This window comes from Pseudomonas putida (genome assembly GCF_002025705.1).
In the GTDB taxonomy this organism is placed as follows: domain Bacteria; phylum Pseudomonadota; class Gammaproteobacteria; order Pseudomonadales; family Pseudomonadaceae; genus Aquipseudomonas; species Aquipseudomonas putida_J.
Genome location: NZ_CP018846.1, coordinates 4,721,631 through 4,736,994, shown reverse-complemented (window position 1 = coordinate 4,736,994; position 15,364 = coordinate 4,721,631). Strand labels below are relative to the sequence as shown.

The following is a 15,364-nucleotide window of genomic DNA, read 5'->3' as shown; positions in this document are numbered from 1 at the left end:
GGGCTTTTTTGTATGATGGCCGACCCGTGCGCATCGGGCGCCGATTGAGGTTGAGCATGCAGGCCGTAGAAGTTAAGAGCTTCCTTGAAGAGAAATTGCCGGGATCCCGGGTCGAAGTTGAAGGCGAAGGCTGCAACTTCCAGTTGAACGTGATCAGCGACGAGTTGGCTGGCCTGAGCCCGGTCAAACGTCAGCAGGCGATCTATGCTCACCTGAATCCGTGGATTGCCAATGGCAGCATCCATGCGGTAACCATGAAATTTTTCAGCAGCGCAGCCTGGGCTGAGCGCACCTGAGCCAACTTGGCGGCGAGACACCAATGGACAAACTGATTATTACTGGCGGCGCTCGTCTTGACGGCGAGATCCGCATTTCCGGCGCGAAGAACGCGGCTCTGCCGATCCTGGCGGCGACCTTGCTGGCCGATGGCCCGGTCACCGTGGGCAACCTGCCGCACCTGCACGACATCACCACCATGATCGAGCTGTTCGGGCGCATGGGCATCGAGCCTGTGATCGACGAAAAGCTGGCGGTGGAAATCGATCCGCGCACCATCAAGACCCTGGTAGCCCCTTACGAGCTGGTCAAGACCATGCGCGCCTCGATCCTGGTGCTCGGTCCTATGGTCGCGCGCTTCGGTGAAGCCGAAGTGGCACTGCCAGGTGGCTGCGCAATCGGTTCGCGCCCGGTCGACCTGCACATCCGTGGCCTCGAGGCCATGGGGGCGAATATCGAAGTCGAAGGCGGCTACATCAAGGCCAAGGCGCCTGAAGGCGGCCTGCGCGGCGCGCACTTCTTCTTCGACACCGTCAGCGTGACCGGTACCGAGAACATCATGATGGCCGCTGCCCTGGCCAAAGGCCGCAGCGTGCTGCAGAACGCTGCACGCGAGCCTGAAGTGGTCGACCTGGCCAACTTCATCAACGCCATGGGCGGCAAGGTCCAGGGCGCCGGTACCGATACCATCACCATCGATGGCGTCGAGCGCCTGGGCTCGGCCCACTACCGCGTCATGCCCGACCGTATCGAGACTGGCACCTACCTGGTCGCCGCTGCCGTAACCGGCGGCCGCGTCAAGGTCAAGGATACCGATCCGACCATCCTCGAGGCGGTACTGGAAAAACTGAAGGAAGCGGGCGCCGACCTCACTACCGGTGAGGACTGGATCGAACTGGACATGCACGGCAAGCGGCCGAAAGCCGTCAACCTGCGCACTGCCCCGTACCCAGCGTTCCCGACCGACATGCAGGCGCAGTTCATCTCGCTGAACGCCATCGCCGAAGGCACTGGCGCAGTCATCGAGACGATCTTCGAAAACCGCTTCATGCACGTGTACGAAATGCACCGCATGGGCGCGCAGATCCAGGTCGAAGGCAACACCGCGATCGTCACTGGCGTACCGGCCCTCAAAGGGGCTCCGGTAATGGCCACCGACCTGCGTGCATCCGCCAGCCTGGTGCTGTCGGCGCTGGTCGCCGATGGCGATACCCTGATCGACCGCATCTACCACATCGACCGTGGTTACGAGTGCATCGAGGAAAAACTGCAGATGCTCGGCGCGAAAATCCGCCGCGTACCGGGCTAGTCGCCCGCTGGCACAGGGATGTGCCATTCGAATTGAATGCGGTCGGGCGATAGTAGCCCGGCCGGCAGTAGCCGCTTAAGGACCGACGTTCCAATGTTGACCATCGCGCTTTCCAAAGGCCGTATTCTCGACGATACCCTGCCATTGCTGGCCGAGGCCGGCATCGTGCCGACCGAGAACCCGGACAAGAGCCGCAAGCTGATCATCCCCACCACGCAGGACGACGTGCGCCTGCTGATCGTGCGTGCCACCGACGTGCCGACCTATGTCGAGCATGGTGCCGCCGACCTCGGTGTGGCTGGCAAGGACGTGCTGATGGAGTACGGCGGCCAGGGCCTGTATGAACCACTGGACCTGCAGATTGCCCGCTGCAAGCTGATGACCGCCGGTGTGGTTGGTGCGCCCGAGCCCAAGGGCCGCCTGCGCGTGGCCACCAAGTTCGTCAACGTGGCCAAGCGTTATTACGCCGAACAAGGCCGCCAGGTCGACATCATCAAGCTGTACGGCTCGATGGAGCTGGCGCCGCTGATCAACCTCGCCGACAAGATCATCGACGTGGTCGACACCGGTAACACCCTGCGTGCCAACGGCCTGGAGCCCCAGGAACTGATCGCCACGATCAGCTCGCGCCTGGTGGTCAACAAGGCCTCCATGAAGATGCAGCACGCCCGCATCCAAAGCCTGATCGACACGCTGCGCCAAGCGGTCGAGTCGCGACACCGCGGTTGACTTCTGCGCGCGACCTCCGCTGTCGCGCCCGTCTATCCGCGTCATAGCCACTTTTCTCGGGTGCCCGCGCGGATGGACTGGTAGCCTAGGGCGCCTGAGCATTCGCTAATAATCGAGGCCCTCGCCATGACCGTGTCCACTGCAATTGCCCGTCTCAACGCTGCTGATCCGGATTTCGCCCGACATCTGGATCAACTGCTGAGCTGGGAAAGTGTGTCCGATGACGCGGTCAACCAGCGCGTGCTCGACATCATCAAGGCCGTGCGCGAGCGCGGTGACGCCGCGCTGGTGGAATTCACCCAGCGTTTCGATGGCGTTGACGCCACGTCCATCGATGACTTGATCCTCGGCCGCGAGCGCCTGGAACTGGCCCTGACCCGCATCACCGACGGCCAGCGTGAAGCCCTGGAGAAAGCGGCCAATCGCGTGCGCCTGTACCACGAGCGGCAGAAGCAGGACTCCTGGCAGTACACCGAAGCTGATGGCACCGTACTCGGCCAGAAGGTCACCCCGCTGGACCGTGCCGGCCTGTACGTGCCGGGTGGCAAGGCGTCATACCCGTCTTCGGTGCTGATGAACGCCATTCCGGCCAAGGTCGCCGGCGTTACCGAAGTGGTGATGGTGGTGCCGACCCCGCGTGGTGAGGTCAACGAACTGGTGCTGGCCGCCGCCTGCATTGCCGGTGTCGACCGGGTGTTCACCGTCGGCGGTGCCCAGGCCGTTGCTGCCTTGGCTTATGGCACCGAAAGCGTGCCGCAGGTGGACAAGATCGTCGGCCCGGGCAATATCTACGTGGCCACCGCCAAACGCCACGTGTTCGGCCAAGTCGGCATCGACATGATCGCTGGCCCTTCGGAAATCCTCGTGGTGTGCGACGGCCAGACCGACCCGGACTGGATCGCCATGGACCTGTTCTCCCAGGCCGAGCACGATGAAGACGCCCAAGCCATCCTGGTCAGCCCGGATGCCGCGTTCCTCGACCGCGTGGCCGCGAGCATCGACAAGCTGCTGCCGACCATGGAACGTGCCGAGATCATCGAGAAGTCGATCAACGGCCGTGGTGCGCTGATTCAAGTGTGCGACATGCAGCAGGCCATTGAGGTGGCCAACCGCATTGCCCCTGAGCATCTGGAACTCTCGGTCGCCGACCCGCAAGCCTGGTTGCCGCAGATCCGCCACGCCGGTGCGATCTTCATGGGCCGTCACACCAGCGAAGCGCTGGGCGACTACTGCGCCGGCCCCAACCACGTGCTGCCGACTTCCGGTACCGCGCGTTTCTCGTCGCCGCTGGGGGTGTATGACTTCCAGAAGCGCTCGTCGATCATCTTCTGCTCCGAGCAGGGTGCGTCCGAGCTCGGCCACACTGCCTCGGTCCTGGCCCGTGGCGAGTCGCTGACCGCCCACGCCCGTAGCGCTGAATACCGTATCCTGACCCAAGACAAGGGGAACTGAGCATGAGTCGATTCTGGAGCCCCTTCGTCAAGGCGTTGGTACCTTACGTGCCGGGCGAGCAGCCCAAAATGGCCCGCCTGGTGAAGCTGAACACCAACGAGAACCCGTATGGCCCGTCGCCCAAGGCGCTGGACGCCATGCGCGCGGAACTGAACGATAACCTGCGCCTTTATCCGGACCCGAACAGTGACCGGCTCAAGCAGGCGGTGGCCGAGTACTACGGTGTCACCCCGGCTCAGGTATTCGTCGGCAATGGCTCGGACGAGGTGCTGGCACACATATTCCACGGCTTGTTCCAGCACGACCGTGGTCCGCTGCTGTTCCCGGATGTCAGCTACAGCTTCTATCCGGTCTACTGCGGCCTGTACGGCATTCCATTCGAGCAGGTGGCGCTGGACGAGCAGTTCCAGATCCGCATCGCCGACTACGCCAGGGCCAACGCCGGGATCATCTTCCCCAACCCCAACGCACCGACCGGCTGCCTGCTGCCGCTGCAAGCGATAGAGCAGTTGCTGCAGGCCAACCGTGATTCGGTCGTGGTGGTGGATGAAGCCTACATCGACTTCGGTGGTGAGACGGCTATCAGCCTGGTGGACCGCTACGACAACCTGCTGGTGACTCAGACCCTGTCGAAATCGCGCTCGCTGGCCGGGCTGCGGGTTGGTCTGGCTGTCGGCCATCCGGACCTGATCGAAGCGCTGGAACGGATCAAGAACAGCTTCAACTCCTATCCGTTGGACCGTATGGCCATCGTGGGTGCGGCGGCGGCGTTCGAAGATCAGGCCTACTTCGAGGAAACTTGCCGCAAGGTAATCGACAGCCGTGAAGCGCTGGTCGAACAACTGGTAGCGAAGGGCTTCGAGGTGCTGCCATCGGCGGCCAACTTCATCTTCGCCCGCCATCCGCAGCAGGATGCCGCGCAGCTGGCGGCGCGTCTGCGTGAACAAGGGGTGATCGTGCGTCACTTCAAGCAGGAGCGGATTGCCCAGTTCCTGCGTATCACCATCGGCACGCCGGCGATGAACCAGGCGTTGATCGATGCACTGAACTGAGCATGGCGTGCCGCAGGGGCGGGCGAGCTCGCTCCTGCAAACGATGCCGCATATATCAGTCGCTACTTTCCTCAATGATGAATGGCTTGCTGACCGGTCGGGTCCGCACAGCTATCGGTGTATCATCGAGCTCAAGCACATAGTCGCTGGCCTGGCGCATGCCCTGTGGATCAGTCCATTGCTGCAGGTAGGCCGGCACGTTCGCGACAACCTGGTCATTTTTGTGAATGATCACCGTGCCTTGTGAATCGCTGTTCCACAGCAGCTTTGCGTCGCCTTCAATGGCCCGCGCCTTGCGTACGCCGGTGGTGCCCAGCAGCGGTGTGCCATCGAGTTTCCACTCCGGCAGCAGGTCGAGCTTCATGTGCCTGAGCACAGTCGGGGCCACCGACGTTTGCGCTGCGTAGCCATACAAGTTGTTGGGCCCCGGGTTGTCCTGTGGAATGCTCGGTTGGCTCAGCTCTTCGTTCAAAGGCTTGTTGCTGGCAATGAAGACCGTCTTCTCCTGCTCGGTCACACCACCGTGGCCTGAGCCCCAGTAATCACGTCCGTGGTCGGTGCAAACGAGTACCAGCCAGTCCTCCTGCGGGTGCTTGTAGGCTCGCTCCTCGACTTTATCCAGCAGACGCCCCAGCCTGTTGTCAGCTTCGTGCAGGGCAAACTGGTAGGCGGGCCCGAAGCCGCTGGCGTGGCCAGCTTCGTCGGGTTCGTCGAGCTGGATGAAGGTGAAGTCGGCGGGTGTATTTTCCAGAATTTCCAGTGTTCGCGTCGTGACCTGCTCATCGCTCAGGCCGCTTTCGCGCACATTGTTACCTTGCCCGTCTACCAGCAGGTACGCGGTGTTGATCGGCGACCAGTTGACGATGCTGGAGATGTACGCATTCGGTAGTGCATCACGAAGTCGTTTGAACAGGCTGGGGAACTTGGGGTCGACTCGCAAGGACTCCACATTGGAAACGACCCCGTGTTTGTTGGCCCATACACCTGTGAGCAGGGTGATCCACCCTGGGCCACTCACGGTGGCCTGCTCGCTGGCCCGGCCGGTAATACCGCCCGCATAGGCTTTGCCGTAAAACAGGCGCTTCTGCAGGTTGGTATCGCCGCCCAGTTTTTCATAGTGCTGCAACTGGACGCCGTCCATGCCGATGATGAGTGTCTTGGGTTGCGTTGGGGGTTGTCTCTGGTCGCAGCCTTTGAAGAACAGGCCGAGCAGCAGTATGGCTGCAACCAGTACAGCCAGCCGCAGTATTTTGGAAGTGGGCATGAATGGGGCCTTGATGGAGTCGAGCCAAGCGTTGCAACAAGGCATTCAACTGGCAACTGGTAGAAATGCCAGTTGAATTGATGTCCGGATGGCGTTCCAGTATGCTCGGTAAATTCATCGGATGATTGGTTGAGTAAGATGAGCAGTGAATTGACCAAGCGTTCATTGGTCGAACTGGCCGTAGAGCGCATGCGTGAGCGTATTGTGCAAGGCGACTGGCAAGTCGGGCAGCGGCTACCGACCGAGCCGGTGCTGGCACTGGAGTTGGGCATCAGCCGCAACACTGTGCGCGAGGCCATGCGCGTGCTCGCATTCAGTGGCCTGGTGGAAATCCGCCAGGGTGACGGCAGTTACCTGCGTACATGCCAGGACCCGCTGCAGGCCGTGCAGGCCATGTCGCGCTGCACCCTGGAGCAGGCTCGCGAGACTCGGCACATCCTCGAAACCGAGGCGATCGGCCTGGCGGCATTGCGCCGTACCGACGAAGACCTGCGCGGCTTGCGTGCAGCACTGACCGGCAGTGCCGGGCACTTTCACGGTGATGTCGATGCCTATGTCAGCTGCGACCTGGTTTTCCACCAGCGGCTGATCGACGCCGCGCACAACCCAGCTCTGAGCGAGTTGTACCGTTACTTTTCCGGTGTGGTTGCCGCCGCGCTGCAACACAACATGGCGACTGTGCCGCGCAGCCAGGCGACTTTCGACCTGCACGGGCAGATCCTCGACGCCATCGAACAACGCGATCCGGAGCGGGCCAAGGCCCTGAGCCGGACCCTCATCGAATCCTGAAGACGAGAAGGCCATGGCTGAACCAATGACCCGAGACGCGCCTGCCCGCGAGCGAGACCTGGAAGAACTGCTGATCGACGCCGAAGCCGACGATGCCCAGGTGCAACAACAACCGCCGGCTCTGCGGCGGCCTTGGCTGTTGCTGCTGGGCCTTGTGCTGGTGGCGTTGAACCTGCGCCCGGCGTTGTCGAGCATGGCGCCTGTGCTTGGCCAGGTCGCTGCGGGGCTCGGCCTGAATGCCTCCGAGGCTGGCTTGCTGACCACCTTGCCGGTGCTCTGCCTGGGGCTGTTCGCACCGCTGGCGCCGGTCCTGGCGCGCCGCTTTGGCAGCGAGCGGGTGATCCTTGGCATCCTGCTCACCCTGGCGTTGGGTATCGTGGTGCGCAGCGCCCTGGGGGCTGCCGGCGTATTCATCGGCAGCGTGATGGCCGGGGCCAGCATCGGCATCATCGGCGTGCTGTTGCCGGGTATCGTCAAGCGCGACTTCCCGCAGCATGCGGGTACCCTGACCGGCGTCTACACCATGGCCCTGTGCCTGGGGGCGGCCATGGCGGCCGGGGCCACCGTGCCGCTGACCCAGCACTTCGATGGCAACTGGGCCCTTGGCCTGGGCTTCTGGATGATACCGGCGCTGCTGGCCATGCTCATCTGGTTGCCGCAAGCGCGCCAGGGCCATGGCATGCACAAGGTCGCCTACCGGGTGCGCGGGCTGTGGCGTGACCCGCTGGCGTGGCAGGTAACGCTGTACATGGGGCTGCAGTCGTCACTGGCGTACATCGTCTTTGGCTGGTTGCCGTCGATTCTCATCGGTCGTGGCCTGAGCCCGACCGAGGCCGGCCTGGTGCTGTCCGGATCGGTGATCGTGCAGCTGGTCAGTTCGCTGAGTGCCCCTTGGCTGGCGACCCGCGGCAAGGACCAGCGCCTGGCTATCGTGATCGTTATGCTGGTGACGTTGGCGGGGCTGTTCGGTTGCCTGTATGCACCTGTCGACGGGCTGTGGGGCTGGGCGGTGCTGTTGGGGCTGGGGCAGGGCGGTACCTTTGCCCTGGCGTTGACACTGATCGTGCTGCGTTCGAAGGATGCCCATGTAGCGGCGAACCTGTCGAGCATGGCTCAGGGCGTGGGTTATACCCTGGCGTCCATGGGCCCGTTTGCGGTCGGCCTGGTGCATGACATGACTGGCGGCTGGGCGGCGGTGGGCTGGATTTTCGCTGTGCTTGGCGTCGGGGCGATCGTGTTTGGGCTTGGTGCTGGGCGGGCTATGCATGTGCAGGTGACCAGCGAAAAGCTCTGACATTGAGGGTGGCCTTACAGGCCTCTTCGCGGGCAAGCCCGCTCCCACAGGGATCGCGACGACCGTGGGAGCGGTCTTGCCCGCGAAGAGGCCGGTACTGGCGTATGCAGGCGGGGCAGATTATCGTGCAACTTCCCATTCCCAGGACGGACAAGCCCCCCATGAGCGACGCCAACCGAGACCTGATCACCCGCTTCTATCAGGCCTTTCAGCGCCTGGACGCCGAGGCCATGGTGGCCTGCTACAGCGACGACATTGTCTTCAGCGACCCGGTATTCGGCACCCTGCGCGGCCGCGATGCCGGTGACATGTGGCGCATGCTCACCACTCGTGCCAAGGATTTTTCGCTGACGTTCGACCAGGTCCAAGCCGACCAGCGCAGCGGCTGTGCCCACTGGGTTGCCACCTACCTGTTCAGCCAGACCGGCCGCACCGTGGTCAACGATATCCAGGCGCGCTTCGTCATTCGCGACGGGCTGATCTGCCAGCATGACGACAGCTTCGACCTGTGGCGCTGGTCACGTCAGGCACTGGGAACGCCAGGGCTGTTGCTGGGCTGGTCGCCTATGCTGCAGAGCAAGGTGCGCCAGCAGGCTTTCAAAGGGCTGCGAGCGTTCCAGCAAGCGAGCTGAGCGGTTAAGCTGTCGGCCATGAGCATCGTCAACGAAGTCGCCGAAACCCCGCTGTGCAAACCGTGGTACGTGTATCTGGTAAGGGCAGCCAATGGCTCGCTGTACTGCGGTATCAGCGATGACCCGCAGCGGCGTTTCGCTGCCCATCAGAAAGGCCAGGGCGCCCGCTATTTCAAGACCAGCCCGGCACAGGCGCTGGTCTATGTGGAGCAGTGGCCGGACAAGGGCGAAGCGCTGCGCCAGGAACGGCTTGTGAAGAAATTGCGCAAATCGGCCAAGGAGGCGCTGGTCGCCTCCTATGTGGCCGTCTGATCAGTCCTTGCGGCGCTTGAGCTGATCCACCAGCGTGGTCGGCAGGCCTTTGATGATCAGGGTGCCGGCGGCCTCGTCATATTCCACTTTGTCACCCAGCAGGTGCGCCTCGAAGCTGATCGACAGGCCTTCGGCACGCCCGGTGAAGCGGCGGAACTGGTTGAGGGTGCGTTTGTCCGCAGGGATTTCCGGCGACAGCCCGTAGTCCTTGTTACGGATGTGGTCGTAGAAGGCCTTCGGGCGGTCCTCGTCGATCAGGCTCGAAAGCTCTTCCAGGGTTACCGGTTCACCGAGCTTGGTCTGAGTGGTGGCGTACTCGACCAGGGTCTGGGTCTTCTCGCGGGCGGCTTCTTCCGGCAGGTCCTCGCTTTCGACGAAGTCACTGAAGGCCTTGAGCAGGGTGCGTGTCTCGCCCGGGCCGTCGACGCCTTCCTGGCAGCCGATGAAGTCGCGGAAGTAATCCGACACCTTCTTGCCGTTCTTGCCCTTGATGAACGAGATGTACTGCTTGGAGTTCTGGTTGTTCTTCCACTCCGACAGGTTGATGCGCGCCGCCAGGTGCAATTGGCCGAGGTCGAGGTGGCGTGACGGCGTCACGTCCAGCTCGGCGTTCACAGCCACGCCTTCGCTGTGGTGCAGCAGGGCGATGGCCAGGTAGTCGGTCATGCCTTGCTGGTAGTGGGCGAACAAGATGTGGCCGCCGGTCGAGAGGTTGGACTCTTCCATCAGCTTTTGCAGGTGCTCGACCGCCACCCGGCTGAACCCGGCGAAGTCTTTCTCGTCTTCCAGGTATTGCTTCAGCCAGCCACTGAGCGGGTAGGCACCGGACTCGCCGTGGAAGAAGCCCCAGGCCTTGCCTTGTTTGGCGTTGTAGCTGTCGTTGAGGTCGGCCAGGAGGTTTTCGATGGCGTCCGATGCGCCCAGCTCGGTATCCCGTGCATGGAGCACGGCGGGGCTGCCATCGGGCTTCTTGTCGATCAGGTGAACGATGCAATGACGGATTGGCATGGAATTCTCGGTGAGTCCGGGGCGGCCGCAAGCCGCGCTGCAAAAGTTGTCCAGTTTACCCCAGACAACAGGCGCTGCAGTGGCCGGATGTTGGCAGAAATGCCGGTTGTTCGTTTTTTGTTCAAATTTGTGGGTTTTCGGCTAGAACCCCCGAAAAACCTGCACTAAATCGAAGCGGGTAGCGGATATTTATCCATTCCTGTGGTAGCTTTGCGCGGTCTTGCGCACCCTGTGTGGCGCATTGCTGGCAGCGTGTTCATGCCGTGTCGAACCAAACGCCGATTTACGCATCTACATGCGCGATTGGCGCGGCCCTCCAGTTCTCAGGGGCTGGCCCGATAACGTCGTAGAACGCTGCATAACCACTGAATTAGATAGGGAAGGAACACCACCATGGCATTGACCAAAGACCAACTGATTGCCGACATCGCTGAAGCCATCGACGCGCCAAAAACCACCGCTCGCAACGCGCTGGAGCAACTGGGCCAGATCGTTGCCGACCAACTGGAAAACGGCGCTGAAATCACCCTGCCAGGCATCGGCAAGCTGAAAGTCTCCGAGCGTCCTGCCCGTACCGGCCGCAACCCTTCGACTGGCGCTGCCATCGAAATCGCTGCCAAGAAAGTCGTCAAGTTCGTTCCGGCCAAAGGCCTGACCGACGCAGTCAACAAGTAATCCGTTGACGCATTGACGAAACCGCGCCCGGCTTGCCCGGGCGCGGTTTTTTCATGCCTGCGATTTACGCAGGGCGTGCCAGGCCTGGCGAGCGGTGGTGTCCTGGAAGCTCCAGGCGACCATGCGGCTCTGCTTCTGGCCCTGGCCCATCTCGGCGATGCGCACGGCCTTGGCGCCGGCCTTCTTCAGCGCTGCCTCGATGCCGGGCAGGTTGCTGGCCTTGGACACCAGGCTGGTGAACCACAGCACTTGCTGCGCGTATTGCGCACTTTCGTTGACCAGCTGGGTGACGAAGCGGATCTCGCCGCCCTCGCACCACAGCTCGTTATTCTGGCCACCGAAGTTGAGCACTGGCAGCTTGCGCTTGGGGTCTTGCTTGCCGAGGTTCTTCCACTTGCGCTGGCTGCCACGGGTGGCTTCCTCGCGTGAGGCATGGAAGGGCGGGTTGCACAGGGTCAGGTCGAAGCGTTCATCGTCTTGCAGCAGGCCGCTGAGGATGTGCTTGGGGTTGGCTTGCTGGCGCAGGCTGATGCCCTTGCTCAAACCGTTGGCCTGGACGATGGCCTTGGCCGAGGCCAGTGCAACCGGGTCGATGTCCGAGCCGAGGAAGCGCCACCGGTAATCGCTGTGGCCGAGCAGCGGATAGATGCAGTTGGCGCCTACGCCAATGTCCAGCGCGCGAACCTGGGCGCCCCTGGGCACCTCGCCGGCATTGTCCTCTGCCAACAGGTCGGCGGCCACGTGGATGTAGTCGGCGCGACCTGGGATCGGCGGGCACAGGTAATCGGCAGGGATATCCCAGTGCTGGATGCCGTATTGCGCCTTGAGCAACGCGCGGTTGAACACCCGCACGGCTTCTGGGTTGGCGAAGTCGATGCTGGGTTTGCCGTGGGGGTTGGTGATGGTGAAACGGGCCAGGTCAGGGTGGGCCTTGATCAGGCTGGGGAAGTCGTAGCGGCCCTGGTGGCGGTTGCGCGGGTGCAGGGTGGGTTTGTCGGTCATGGTCGGATCCGGTGTTGCAGCCGTGGGGCTGCTTTGCAGCCCTTTCGCGACACAAGGCCGCTCCTACAGGATAGCGGCGCCTCTAAAACCGGCACCGTCCCTGTAGGAGCGGCCTTGTGTCGCGAAAGGGCCGCACAGCGGCCCCATCGGTCTCTCTAGAAATTACAGCGCTGCAATCCGCGCATGCTGCTCGGTGAAGTTGGCCAGGGCCTGCTCGGACTCGGCCAGCTTGGCGCGCTCCTTCTCGATCACCGCAGGCGGTGCCTTGTCGACGAAGGCAGCATTGGACAGTTTGCCACCCACGCGCTGGACTTCACCCTGCAGACGCTGGATTTCCTTGTTCAGGCGAGCCAGCTCGGCGTCCTTGTCGATCAGGCCGGCCATTGGCACCAGCACCTGCAAGTCGCCGACCAGGGCGGTAGCCGACAGCGGTGCCTCGTCGGCGTCGCCGAGCACCGTGAACGATTCGACCTTGGCCAGCTTCTTCAGCAGGGCTTCGTTTTCCTGCAGGCGACGCTGGTCGTCGGCGTTGGCGTTCTTCAGGAACAGCGGCAGCGGCTTGCCCGGGCCGATGTTCATCTCGGCGCGGATGTTGCGAAGGCCGACCATCAGCTCTTTCAGCCACTCGATATCACCTTCGGCGGCGGCATCGATGCGGCTTTCATTGGCCACTGGCCATGGCTGCAGCATGATGGTCTTGCCTTCGATGCCGGCCAGCGGCGCGATGCGCTGCCAGATTTCTTCGGTGATGAACGGCATGAACGGGTGTGCCAGGCGCAGCGCCACTTCCAGCACGCGCACCAGGGTGCGACGGGTGCCACGGGCGCGCTCGACCGGGGCGTTCTCGTCCCACAGCACAGGCTTGGACAGCTCCAGGTACCAGTCGCAGTACTGGTTCCAAATGAACTCGTACAGCGCCTGGCTGGCCAGGTCGAAGCGGAACTGCTCGAGCTGGCGGGTCACTTCGGCTTCGGTGCGCTGCAGTTGCGAGATGATCCAGCGGTCAGCCAGCGACAGCTCGTAGGCTTCGCCGTTCTGGCCGCAGTCCTCGCCCTTGTCCAGCACGTAGCGGGCGGCGTTCCAGATCTTGTTGCAGAAGTTGCGGTAGCCTTCGACGCGGCCCATGTCGAACTTGATGTCGCGGCCGGTGGAGGCCAGCGAGCAGAAGGTGAAGCGCAGGGCGTCGGTGCCGTAGCTGGCGATACCTTCAGGGAACTCGGCCTTGGTCTGCTTGGCGATTTTCTCGGCAAGCTTGGGCTGCATCATGCCGCTGGTGCGTTTTTCCAGCAGGGCGTCGAGGGTGATGCCGTCGACGATGTCCAGCGGGTCCAGGACGTTGCCCTTGGACTTGGACATCTTCTGGCCCTGGCCATCGCGCACGAGGCCGTGCACGTAAACGGTCTTGAACGGTACCTGCGGAGTGCCGTCTTCGTTCTTGATCAGGTGCATGGTCAGCATGATCATGCGCGCAACCCAGAAGAAGATGATGTCGAAGCCGGTCACCAGCACGTCGGTGGAGTGGAACTTCTTGAGGAACTCGGTCTGCTCCGGCCAGCCCAGGGTGGAGAAGGTCCACAGGCCCGAGCTGAACCATGTGTCGAGCACGTCGTCGTCCTGGCGCAGGTTCACATCGCTGCCGAGGTTGTGCTTGGCGCGCACTTCTTCTTCATTGCGGCCGACATAGACCTGGCCAGCCTCGTCGTACCAGGCCGGGATACGGTGGCCCCACCACAGCTGGCGGCTGATGCACCAGTCCTGGATGTCACGCATCCAGGAGAAGTACATGTTCTCGTACTGCTTGGGCACGAACTGGATGCGGCCATCTTCCACGGCTTCGATGGCAGGTTCTGCCAACGGCTTGGTGGAAACGTACCACTGGTCGGTCAGCCACGGCTCGATGACGGTGCCCGAACGGTCGCCCTTCGGCACCTTCAGGGCGTGGTCGTCGATGCTGACCAGCAGGCCCTGGGCGTCCAGGTCGGTGACGATCTGCTTGCGCGCGACAAAGCGGTCGAGGCCGGCGTACTGGGCGGGCAGGCTGGTGTCGAACTGCTCGTTGACGCTGCCGTCGAGGTTGAAGGCCTGGGCGGCGGGCAGCACCAGGGCGTTCTTGTCGAAGATGTTCAGCAGTGGCAGGTTGTGGCGCTTGCCGACTTCGTAGTCGTTGAAATCGTGGGCCGGGGTGATCTTCACGCAGCCGGTGCCGAATTCCGGATCGCAGTAGTCGTCGGCGATGATCGGGATGCGGCGGCCGACCAGCGGCAGTTCGACGAACTTGCCGATCAGTGCCTGGTAGCGCTCGTCGGTCGGGTTGACGGCAACGGCGGCGTCACCCAGCAGGGTTTCCGGACGGGTAGTAGCAACCACCAGGTAGCCCTTGCCCTCGGCGGTCTTGGCGCCGTCGGCCAGCGGGTAGCGCAGGTTCCACAGGTGGCCCTTCTCGTCGTGGTTTTCCACTTCGAGGTCGGAGATGGCCGTGTGCAGTTTGGTGTCCCAGTTGACCAGGCGCTTGCCGCGGTAGATCAGGCCATCCTCGTGCAGGCGCACGAAGGCTTCCTTGACCGCCTCGGACAGGCCGTCGTCCATGGTGAAGCGCTCGCGGCTCCAGTCTACCGACGAGCCCAGGCGACGGATCTGGCGGCTGATGTTGCCACCGGATTGATCCTTCCATTCCCAGACCTTTTCCAGGAACGCTTCACGGCCCAGGTCGTGACGGTTCTGGCCTTTGGCCTCGAGCTGGCGCTCGACCAGCATCTGCGTGGCGATACCGGCGTGGTCGGTACCTGGCTGCCACAGGGTGTCGCGGCCTTGCATGCGGCGGAAACGGATCAGGGCGTCCATGATCGCGTTGTTGAAGCCGTGGCCCATGTGCAGGCTGCCCGTCACGTTCGGTGGCGGGATCATGATGGTGTAGGACTCACCTGCACCTTGTGGAGCGAAATAGTTCTCGGACTCCCAGGTGTTGTACCAGGAAGTTTCGATGGCGTGCGGCTGGTAGGTCTTATCCATGCGCGGCGGGACCCTGTGCATTTATTCGGGAAAGCCGAAAAGTATAACGAAGGCACAGGGTTTAGGCGACAGGCCGGGGGCTGCTTTGCAGCCCTTTCGCGACACAAGGCCGCTCCCACAGGAGAAGTGCATTCAACTGTGGGAGCGGCCTTGTGTCGCGAAAAGGGCGCAAAGCGCCCTCGAGGTTCACTCGGAACGTTTGATCAAGCGCTCGATCCGCGCATCCAGGCGGCGCTTGATTTCGTTCTCGATATGCGGGGTAAAGTCGTTGATCACGTCTTGCATGATCATCTGCGCTGCGGCGCGCAACTCGCTTTCCAGGTGCAGCAGGGTGTCCTGGCGGCGGGTCTGCGGATCATCCTCGGGCTCAACTGTTGCGGGCTCGGCTTCAGGCGCCGGGGCCGCGTTACCTGCAGGCACGTCGAGCAACAGCGGAATCTGCTCGACCGTTTCGGTCAGCAGCGGCGGCTGCAGGTCGGCATCGCCAAGCAACTGGCGAATCGACTCCAGATCGTCCAGCAGATGGGAGGAATCGGGTAGGGCGGAAGGCTTGTCCATCGT

The 15,364-nt window shown here is 62.8% G+C and carries 15 protein-coding genes; 10 read left to right on the top strand and 5 right to left on the bottom strand.

All coding sequences use genetic code 11. The annotated features are described in order from the left end of the window. Positions 1 to 56: 56 nt before the first annotated feature. From BUQ73_RS21500 to hisC, 5 genes are all read left to right on the top strand, one after another. A complete protein-coding gene (locus BUQ73_RS21500; protein ID WP_003255121.1) occupies positions 57 to 296 on the top strand; it encodes a BolA family protein in 240 nt (79 codons plus the stop codon). 23 nt (positions 297 to 319) lie between these two features. Beyond that, positions 320 to 1,585, top strand: coding sequence for a UDP-N-acetylglucosamine 1-carboxyvinyltransferase (gene murA, locus BUQ73_RS21495; protein WP_079229594.1), 1,266 nt, complete (start codon positions 320 to 322; stop codon positions 1,583 to 1,585). Positions 1,586 to 1,678: 93 nt separating this feature from the next. Further along, entirely contained in the window at positions 1,679 to 2,314 is a 636-nt protein-coding gene (gene hisG / locus BUQ73_RS21490; RefSeq protein WP_023382134.1) for an ATP phosphoribosyltransferase, read from the top strand. 126 nt (positions 2,315 to 2,440) lie between these two features. Continuing rightward, positions 2,441 to 3,766: a histidinol dehydrogenase gene (gene hisD, locus BUQ73_RS21485; RefSeq protein WP_079229593.1), complete on the top strand. Its 1,326-nt coding sequence runs from the start codon at positions 2,441 to 2,443 to the stop codon at positions 3,764 to 3,766. Positions 3,767 to 3,768: 2 nt separating this feature from the next. Next, entirely contained in the window at positions 3,769 to 4,818 is a 1,050-nt protein-coding gene (gene hisC, locus BUQ73_RS21480) for a histidinol-phosphate transaminase (RefSeq protein ID WP_079229592.1), read from the top strand. 55 nt (positions 4,819 to 4,873) lie between these two features. Here the strand turns inward: hisC and BUQ73_RS21475 are convergent, their stop codons facing one another. After that, positions 4,874 to 6,082 carry an alkaline phosphatase family protein gene (locus BUQ73_RS21475; RefSeq protein WP_416171800.1) on the bottom strand — a complete coding sequence of 403 codons (1,209 nt, stop codon included), beginning with the start codon at positions 6,080 to 6,082 and terminating at the stop codon, positions 4,874 to 4,876. 138 nt (positions 6,083 to 6,220) lie between these two features. Between BUQ73_RS21475 and BUQ73_RS21470 the strand changes: the two genes are divergently transcribed. From BUQ73_RS21470 to BUQ73_RS21455, 4 genes are all read left to right on the top strand, one after another. Further along, on the top strand, positions 6,221 to 6,871 hold the full coding sequence (locus BUQ73_RS21470; protein ID WP_079229591.1) for a FadR/GntR family transcriptional regulator: 651 nt from the start codon (positions 6,221 to 6,223) through the stop codon (positions 6,869 to 6,871). Between the two features lie 13 nt (positions 6,872 to 6,884). Next, a complete protein-coding gene (locus BUQ73_RS21465) occupies positions 6,885 to 8,165 on the top strand; it encodes a CynX/NimT family MFS transporter (RefSeq protein ID WP_079229590.1) in 1,281 nt (426 codons plus the stop codon). A 161-nt stretch (positions 8,166 to 8,326) separates the two neighbouring features. Next, a complete protein-coding gene (locus BUQ73_RS21460; protein WP_079229589.1) occupies positions 8,327 to 8,797 on the top strand; it encodes a nuclear transport factor 2 family protein in 471 nt (156 codons plus the stop codon). An 18-nt stretch (positions 8,798 to 8,815) separates the two neighbouring features. Next, entirely contained in the window at positions 8,816 to 9,109 is a 294-nt protein-coding gene (locus BUQ73_RS21455; RefSeq protein ID WP_079229588.1) for a GIY-YIG nuclease family protein, read from the top strand. On the opposite strand, the gene yejK is transcribed toward BUQ73_RS21455, so the two are convergent. Further along, positions 9,110 to 10,117, bottom strand: a complete 1,008-nt coding sequence (gene yejK, locus BUQ73_RS21450) for a nucleoid-associated protein YejK (protein ID WP_027920196.1) — start codon at positions 10,115 to 10,117, stop codon at positions 9,110 to 9,112. A 393-nt stretch (positions 10,118 to 10,510) separates the two neighbouring features. Between yejK and BUQ73_RS21445 the strand changes: the two genes are divergently transcribed. Further along, on the top strand, positions 10,511 to 10,792 hold the full coding sequence (locus BUQ73_RS21445; protein ID WP_027920195.1) for an HU family DNA-binding protein: 282 nt from the start codon (positions 10,511 to 10,513) through the stop codon (positions 10,790 to 10,792). Between the two features lie 51 nt (positions 10,793 to 10,843). Here BUQ73_RS21445 and rlmF read toward each other — a convergent pair whose 3' ends face one another. The 3 genes from rlmF to BUQ73_RS21430 all read right to left on the bottom strand — a co-directional run bounded on the left by rlmF (position 10,844) and on the right by BUQ73_RS21430 (position 15,361). Continuing rightward, positions 10,844 to 11,794, bottom strand: coding sequence for a 23S rRNA (adenine(1618)-N(6))-methyltransferase RlmF (gene rlmF, locus BUQ73_RS21440; RefSeq protein ID WP_079229587.1), 951 nt, complete (start codon positions 11,792 to 11,794; stop codon positions 10,844 to 10,846). 162 nt (positions 11,795 to 11,956) lie between these two features. Further along, complete coding sequence (locus tag BUQ73_RS21435; protein WP_079229586.1) at positions 11,957 to 14,803, bottom strand: valine--tRNA ligase; 2,847 nt, start codon at positions 14,801 to 14,803, stop codon at positions 11,957 to 11,959. 186 nt (positions 14,804 to 14,989) lie between these two features. After that, positions 14,990 to 15,361 carry a DNA polymerase III subunit chi gene (locus BUQ73_RS21430; RefSeq protein WP_079229585.1) on the bottom strand — a complete coding sequence of 124 codons (372 nt, stop codon included), beginning with the start codon at positions 15,359 to 15,361 and terminating at the stop codon, positions 14,990 to 14,992. Between the last annotated feature and the right edge of the window lie 3 nt (positions 15,362 to 15,364).